We start from the raw sequence: 7,715 nt of genomic DNA, 5'->3' as shown, positions 1-7,715 counted from the left end.
ACCCGGGTTATGCAATTTCCGGATTTGGAATACTCGACTATACAGGAAACAAATTTACTGTGCTGGATTACGGCGTAGTTACTACAAAAAGTGATATGCCAATGGCAACAAGGCTTCAGATACTTTACGATTCATATATGGAGTTGTTTGAAATGCACAAGCCTGATGCTGTTGCAATAGAAGAGCTTTTCTTCAACAAGAATGTCAAGACTGTAATTGCAGTTGCACAGGCAAGAGGAGTACATATCCTTGCTGCTGTAAACAAGGATATACCTATTTTCGAATATACTCCCCTCCAGGTGAAACAAGGTATTGTAGGATATGGAAGAGCTCAGAAAAAGCAGGTGCAGGAAATGACCAAGGTAATGCTTAATCTTAAAAGCATACCAAAGCCTGATGATGCTGCAGATGCCCTTGCAATTGCGATAAACCATGCTCATTCACTTAGATTCCAGGATTCATTCAAGCTATAGATGTTGTGATATGTGAATAAAATTAATGTAGTTTTATCTCATAACAAGTTTCGTACTAATTCACGTAATATTTGAAATACAATTGAACCGTTTGTATTTCAAATAACACATGAATTAACTCAACTAAAGTCATGATATAAATACTAGGAGGCCTAATGTACAGCTATATAAAAGGAATAATAAAAGCATCATCAGAAAACCATATGGTAATAGAAAACAATGGAATAGGCTACAGCATAAATACTTCCATGAATACAGTAAGAAACAGCAAGCTCAATGAAGAAGGTACTGTATATACCTATCTCTATGTAAGAGAGGATATAATCAGCATATATGGATTTGCAACGGTGCAAGAGCTGGAGTTGTTTAGAAATTTAATTAAAATCAGCGGGGTAGGTCCTAAAGCTGGACTTTCCATACTGTCCCTGGCTGATGCAAATACTTTGAAGTACTCCATTTTCAATGGGGATTACAAGTTTATTTCAAAGGCATCGGGAATAGGAAAAAAAACAGCTGAAAAGATAATTATCGAACTGAAGGACAAGGTAAAGGACGAATTTTCGGGTTCAGAAATTAATGTTGGAATCGAATATCCTACTCAAGACAGTGAATTCCTTATGGAAGCCCTTGTATCTCTCGGCTTTAACAGCAACGAGGCTAAAAAAGCCCTTAATGCCATAGACAGAACAAACCTTTCAGAAGACGAGGTGCTGAAAATAGCCCTTAAAAAAATAGGGAGCTAGGATAGACTATGATAGAAAGAGAAAATGAAATAATTACATCCAGCTTGAACAAAGGCGAAGAGGAAGTTGAAAAATCACTTAGGCCTGACAGGCTCAGCCAGTATATAGGTCAGGAAAAAATAAAGGAAAAGCTTAGCATCTTCATAGAAGCAGCAAAACTTAGGGAAGAGCCACTTGACCATGTCCTTCTCTATGGTCCTCCTGGACTTGGAAAAACCACTTTGTCTACAATTATTTCTAGTGAGATGAATGTAAACATAAGGATTACTTCAGGTCCCGCCATTGAAAGACCGGGTGATCTGGCAGCAATACTCACAAACCTTAATGAAAATGATGTGCTTTTTATTGATGAAATTCACAGACTAAACAGAAGTGTGGAGGAAGTATTGTATCCTGCAATGGAAGACTATGCCCTGGATATAATTATTGGAAAGGGACCCTCTGCAAGGTCTATAAGGCTTGACCTTCCAAAATTCACACTCATAGGTGCGACAACTAGGGCGGGATCCCTTTCGTCACCTCTCAGAGACCGGTTTGGAGTGGTATGCAAGCTTGACTACTATTCTGAAGAGCAACTTATTGAAATTGTTAAAAGATCCGCCGACATACTTTCTATTGAAATGAGGGAAGAAGGTGCTTTTGAAATTTCAAGACGTTCAAGGGGAACACCAAGAATTGCAAACAGAATTTTAAAAAGAGTAAGAGACTATGCCCTTGTAAAGGGAGATGGAATAATAGATGAAAACATTTCATATAAGGCTCTTGATATGCTCGAAATAGATTCCCAGGGATTTGACAATATAGACAGGAAACTTTTAAGGACCATAATAGATTTCTATAACGGAGGTCCTGTTGGTATAGATACCATAGCTGCATCCATTGGAGAGGAAAGCATAACAATAGAAGATGTTTGCGAGCCATATCTTATGCAGAAGGGATTCTTAAGCAGGACTCCAAGGGGAAGGATAGCTACTGAAAAGGCATACAGATATTTCAACCTGACAAGAAGGGACAGTGAACAAGTCATTTTTGACAGCGAGGAATAGAATGAAGAGACTAAAGAAAATTTTATTAATTTCCGTAATTCTTGTAATGGTTTTTTCAACTACATCTTATGCATATGACATCAAGGTAAGAATTAGGTCACCTAGACAGGAAAATGAGTATTTTTCAATATCATCAGAAGATGACCTTGTGCTGAACTATTCAGGAGATGAAGTCAAAGCGCTTTTTTCACTGAAAACCAGTGACATTACTGCCAGGGTCAACGGATATTACAGCAGTCATGAAGACTACAGATACTACGGCAAAGAAGACCATTCTACAGATATTGGTCCTTGGTCACTGTACTTTGTGGACTCTGAAACTGAGAACCATGATGTAATATTGTCTTTGAAGGAAGAAATGAAGGAGAGCTGTGATATAGACAGCTATATATATGCAACAGGCAATGAGTATCAACTTTGGTCAGGACAGTTTACTTCTGAAGATGATGCAAAAAAAGCAAGGGAAGAATATGAAGATGATTACAACCTTGTTTTGTCTTTGAATCGCGATGAAGTCATCATATATTTATATGATGAAAATGAAGATATTCTCGTTGCCATACCAAACGACTCAAATTTCACAGTCAGCAGCGGTGATGAAGGAAATTATGTAAACATTGATAGCAAGCCCTACAGGGGCTGTGTAGGGTTCTATATTATAGAAGGGTGTAAGCTCCTGTCAATAAATACGGTTGAACTGGAAGACTATCTAATGGGTGTAGTGGCAAGTGAGATGCCTGCATCATGGCCTTTGGAAGCATTAAAGGTGCAGGCTATAGCTGCCAGGACCTATGCGGTTGCAAATACGGGAAATAGTTCTTCTTCAATATATAATGTATCAGACAATCAAAACAGCCAGGTATACAATGGTGTATGGGGTGAAAAATCGTCTACAAACATGGCTATTGAGGAGACTGAAGGTGAAATGATCTACTACAATGACACCATGATTGAAGCATATTATCATTCGACTTCTGGAGGATCTACGGATAATTCTGAAAATGTATGGGCCTATCCGCTGCCCTATATAAAAGGAGTAGAGGACCATTATTCCGATATATCTCCTTATACGGATTGGGATATGGACTTTACAGAAGATGACCTTATAGATATACTAAATGAAAATGACTATGGAGTAGAGAAGATATATTCAATAATGGAAAGTATAGTTTCTGAATTCAACAGAGTAATTGAGCTTTCAATACTTACGGATGTTGGTGAAATCATTCTTGAAAAGGAAGAAGCCAGAAGGATTATTGGATACAGCAAGTTAAAAAGTACCTGGTATGACTTTGAAGGAAACAACAAGTCCATGGTACTTACTGCAGAAGGATCTGTTGAAAAAAACCTTGGAGGTTTGTCGGTTCTAAGGGGAAAAGTCCATGAAAATATCTCTTTTGAAGATAACAACAAGGTAATTACTTCAGAGGGAAAGCTTTTTATTCCATCTTGTCCCGACAACTATACAATTATAGGAAAAGGATTTGGACATGGCCTTGGCATGAGCCAGTATGGAGCCAAGTCAATGGCTGACGAAGGTTTCGACTGCAATGAAATATTAAAACATTATTATTATGGAGTTGACATAAAATGAAAGATGATAAATTGACAACGTCGGATTTTACCTTTGACCTGCCTGAGAGTCAGATAGCACAGACACCTATCGTAAACAGGGAGCAGTCAAAGCTCATGATCCTTGACAAAAACAAAGAAACAATTGAACATAAAAAGTTTTACAATATACTTGAATACCTAAATGAAGGGGACTGCCTTGTAATGAACAATTCAAGAGTTCTCCCTGCAAGGATGTTTGGAACAAAGACTACAGGAGCCGTTATCGAAATTCTTCTTTTAAAGAGACAAACTCTTGACAGGTGGGAATGTCTGGTAAAACCAGGCAAAAGGGCAAAACTCGGCACTGTAATCAACTTCAGCGACAAACTGCAAGGAGAAGTAATTGAAGACCTTGAAGACGGTGTAAAGCTTTTAGAGTTCAAGTATGAGGGAGTATTTGAAAGCATAATAGAAGAGCTTGGAGAAATGCCTCTACCGCCATACATTAAAGAAAAATTGGAAGATCAGGAAAGGTATCAGACTGTCTATGCCGAAGTAACCGGATCGGCAGCCGCACCTACAGCAGGACTTCATTTCACTGAAGAGCTAATGGAAAAAATCAAGGAAAAGGGTGTTACTATTGCATATGTGACACTTCATGTAGGACTTGGCACTTTTAGACCTGTGAAAGTGGACGATATCAATGAGCATATAATGCATTCAGAGTATTATGAGCTCAACGAATACAATGCCGATATAATCAAATCCGCAAGGAAAAAAGGTGGAAAAGTAATTTCTGTAGGGACAACATCTACAAGAACACTTGAGTCCATATGCAAAAAGCTTGGAAAACTTGACATGGACAGCGGTTGGACAGAAATCTTCATCTATCCAGGTTATGAATTCAAGGCTGTAGATGCACTCATAACAAATTTTCACCTGCCGGAATCAACGCTGCTCATGCTGGTAAGCGCCTTTTCCGACAGAGAATACATACTTAAGGCATACAAAGAAGCTGTTGACAAGGACTACAGGTTTTTCAGCTTCGGCGATGCAATGTTTATCTACTAAAAACGTACCACTAAATCAGGAGGAACAATGGCACTGGAATACAAACTATTATACGAATCAAAGGAATGCAATGCGAGGCTAGGTGAAATACATACACCTCACGGAGTTATAGAAACACCTATATTTATGCCCGTAGGAACAAAGGGTACTGTTAAAGCAATGACGCCTGACGAACTGAAGGATCTGGAAGCACAAATTATTCTAAGCAACACATACCATCTTTATTTAAGACCGGGACACAATCTTGTAAAAGAAGCCGGTGGCCTGCACAAGTTTATGAACTGGGACAGGCCAATATTGACTGACAGTGGAGGATTCCAGGTATTCAGTCTTGGTAAATTGAGAAAAATCACCGAAGAGGGAGTTGTTTTCAAGTCCCATATCGATGGTTCCGAGCATTTTATTTCACCGGAAAAGGCTGTTGAAATACAAACTTGTCTCGGTTCAGACATTATGATGGCTTTTGATGAGTGTACTCCTTACCCTGCAACATATGAATATGCAAAGCAGTCAATGGAAAGAACAACAAGATGGGCAAAAAGATGCAAGGATGCCCATAAGAATACTGAAAAGCAGGCACTTTTTGGAATCGTTCAGGGAAGCATGTTTAAAGATCTAAGACTTGAGAGTCTTAAACAGCTGGTGGACCTTGACCTTCCAGGATATGCACTGGGAGGTTTAAGTGTAGGAGAGCCAGCTGAGATTATGAATGAGGTTCTTGACTATATGGTACATGAAATGCCTAGAAACAAGCCAAGATATCTTATGGGAATAGGCAGTCCTGACTATATTTTTGAAGCAGTGGAGAGAGGTATAGACATGGCTGACTGTGTAATGCCTACCAGAATGGCAAGAAACGGATCATTTCTAACCAGCAAGGGAAAGGTTACTATTAAGAATGCAGTCCACAGAAATGACTTTGGACCTATAGATGATGAGTGTCAATGTTACTGCTGCAAAAATTATTCGAGAGCCTATTTACGCCATCTTTTCAAGGAAAATGAAATACTTGGAGCAAGGTTAGCAACAATTCATAATCTTTTCTTCTTGATTAATTTGATGAAAAACATTAGAATATCTATTAAGGAAGAAAAATTTCTTGAATTTAAGAAAGATTTCTACAAAAAATACGGTTATATAAAATAATAACTAACAGGAGGTTACAATGGCACAAGGTGGAGCAACAAGTATAATTTTCATGGTAGCAATGTTTGCGATTTTCTATTTCATGCTTATCAGACCACAAAGAAAAAGAGATAAACAAGTTAAGGATATGAGGTCTTCTTTAAAGAAGGGTGATGAAGTTATCACTATAGGTGGTATCCAAGGCAAGGTTGTAAAGGTGAATGATGAGGTAATTGTAGTAGAGCTAGACCATGCAAAACAAAGACTTAAAATGCAAAAATGGGCAATTCACAGTGTTATAAACCCTTCAAAAGAAAAAGAAGTGGTTGAGGAAATCAAAGAACCTGTTGAAGTAGTAGAAGATGCAGTTGTAGAAGCTGTTGAAGCTGAAAAAGTAGTTGAAACTGTGGAAAAGACTGAAGAATAATCTAGAGCCTTAGGGCTCTTTTTTATTTATTAAAACTCTTTGTTTTTCAAACTTCATGTGCTATAATATTATAGCAATTAATGAGTAGGAGGTTTAAAATATGAAGCATATAAAGAATCTTAACACAAAGAACTTATCAAGCAACTTGGAACATAAAGGTTGTGGTGAGTGTCAAACTTCATGCCAGTCAGCATGCAAAACTTCATGTACTGTAGGAAATCAAAAATGCGAGAAATAAAACAGTAGTGGATTTCCACTACTGTTTTATTTACAAGACGTTCAAGATAATTCCGGTTTCTGGGAATTATCACTCACTTGAACGTCGGGAAATAAGAAAGATAATTTACGGAGGCAATTATGATTCATTTGTTCGAATTGGACAATAAGAGATTTGTTGTAGATGTCAACAGCGGATTGATCCATGAAATAGATAATATGGTTTATGACATACTGGAAACAGGTCATTATAAAAAAAGAAACAAAATTGATGAACTTTTAAAAAAATATTCAAAAAAAGATATAGATGAAGCCTGTGAAGAGCTTCAGGAGCTAGCAGACAAAAAGATGATTTATACGGAGGATCTTAATATTACTCCTAAGATAAAGCCTGTTCTTAAGGCGATGTGTCTCAATGTAGCTCATGACTGCAACCTTAGTTGTGGTTATTGTTTTGCATCCCAGGGAGACTATAAAGTTCAAAAATCAATGATATCCTTTGAGACCGGCAAAAAGGCACTTGATTATATACTAAAAAATTCCGGTGACAGAAGAAATCTTGAAGTAGACTTCTTCGGTGGTGAGCCACTGATGAATTTCGAAGTCTGCAAGCAGCTTGTACACTATGGAAGAGAAGAAGAAAAGAAATACAACAAGAACTTCAGGTTTACAATAACAACCAATGGAGTTCTTCTTGATGATGAAAAGATTGCTTTTATAGACGAGCATTTTGACAATTTAGTAATGAGTCTTGATGGAAGAAAAGAAGTCAACGATAATGTGAGATTGACCCCTACAGGGACAGGAAGCTATGACATGATTGTTCCAAACTTCAAGAGGGCTGTCAAAAAAAGAGAAGACAGAGCATATTTCATTAGAGGAACCTTTACTGGTAAAAACCTTGATTTTTCAAATGATGTCAAGCATATGAGAGATCTTCGCTTTGAGATTCTTTCCATGGAACCTGTTGTTACTGAGCCTGGAAGCGAATATGAAATCAAGGAATCTGACCTTGAAATGGTGAAGAAAGAGTATGAAAAGCTCTATCACCTTTACAAGG

At 37.7% G+C, this 7,715-nt stretch carries 9 protein-coding genes; all 9 read left to right on the top strand.

What is annotated here, in order from left to right:
- Positions 1-473 (top strand): crossover junction endodeoxyribonuclease RuvC (gene ruvC / locus AC3AX0_RS04100; RefSeq protein WP_487549034.1); only part of this gene is annotated, 473 nt, incomplete at its 5' end.
- 155 nt (positions 474-628) lie between these two features.
- Positions 629-1,216: a Holliday junction branch migration protein RuvA gene (ruvA, locus tag AC3AX0_RS04095; RefSeq protein WP_487549033.1), complete on the top strand. Its 588-nt coding sequence runs from the start codon at positions 629-631 to the stop codon at positions 1,214-1,216.
- A gap of 8 nt (positions 1,217-1,224) precedes the next feature.
- Positions 1,225-2,262, top strand: a complete 1,038-nt coding sequence (ruvB, locus tag AC3AX0_RS04090; RefSeq protein ID WP_487549032.1) for a Holliday junction branch migration DNA helicase RuvB — start codon at positions 1,225-1,227, stop codon at positions 2,260-2,262.
- 1 nt (position 2,263) lies between these two features.
- On the top strand, positions 2,264-3,856 hold the full coding sequence (locus AC3AX0_RS04085; protein ID WP_487549031.1) for a SpoIID/LytB domain-containing protein: 1,593 nt from the start codon (positions 2,264-2,266) through the stop codon (positions 3,854-3,856).
- 11 nt (positions 3,857-3,867) lie between these two features.
- On the top strand, positions 3,868-4,887 hold the full coding sequence (gene queA / locus AC3AX0_RS04080) for a tRNA preQ1(34) S-adenosylmethionine ribosyltransferase-isomerase QueA (protein WP_487549035.1): 1,020 nt from the start codon (positions 3,868-3,870) through the stop codon (positions 4,885-4,887).
- A gap of 27 nt (positions 4,888-4,914) precedes the next feature.
- On the top strand, positions 4,915-6,033 hold the full coding sequence (gene tgt / locus AC3AX0_RS04075; protein ID WP_487549030.1) for a tRNA guanosine(34) transglycosylase Tgt: 1,119 nt from the start codon (positions 4,915-4,917) through the stop codon (positions 6,031-6,033).
- Positions 6,034-6,052: 19 nt separating this feature from the next.
- On the top strand, positions 6,053-6,439 hold the full coding sequence (gene yajC / locus AC3AX0_RS04070; RefSeq protein ID WP_487549029.1) for a preprotein translocase subunit YajC: 387 nt from the start codon (positions 6,053-6,055) through the stop codon (positions 6,437-6,439).
- Positions 6,440-6,539: 100 nt separating this feature from the next.
- Positions 6,540-6,677 carry a six-cysteine ranthipeptide SCIFF gene (gene scfA / locus AC3AX0_RS04065; protein ID WP_487549028.1) on the top strand — a complete coding sequence of 46 codons (138 nt, stop codon included), beginning with the start codon at positions 6,540-6,542 and terminating at the stop codon, positions 6,675-6,677.
- Positions 6,678-6,796: 119 nt separating this feature from the next.
- Positions 6,797-7,715, top strand: a 919-nt coding sequence (locus AC3AX0_RS04060; protein ID WP_487549027.1) for a radical SAM protein, incomplete at its 3' end; no start/stop codon positions are given.

This window comes from Dethiosulfatibacter sp. (assembly GCF_983023055.1).
The sequence above is the reverse complement of the archived record's forward strand: the minus strand, read 5'-3'. Positions and strand labels throughout refer to the sequence as shown.

Excerpts from the sequence above, each read along its gene's own strand:
- ruvA (WP_487549033.1), top strand. The coding sequence starts at position 629 with ATGTACAGCTATATAAAAGGAATAATAAAAGCATCATCAGAAAACCAT.
- ruvB (WP_487549032.1), top strand. The coding sequence starts at position 1,225 with ATGATAGAAAGAGAAAATGAAATAATTACATCCAGCTTGAACAAAGGC.
- AC3AX0_RS04085 (WP_487549031.1), top strand. The coding sequence starts at position 2,264 with ATGAAGAGACTAAAGAAAATTTTATTAATTTCCGTAATTCTTGTAATG.
- tgt (WP_487549030.1), top strand. The coding sequence starts at position 4,915 with ATGGCACTGGAATACAAACTATTATACGAATCAAAGGAATGCAATGCG.
- yajC (WP_487549029.1), top strand. The coding sequence starts at position 6,053 with ATGGCACAAGGTGGAGCAACAAGTATAATTTTCATGGTAGCAATGTTT.
- scfA (WP_487549028.1), top strand. The coding sequence starts at position 6,540 with ATGAAGCATATAAAGAATCTTAACACAAAGAACTTATCAAGCAACTTG.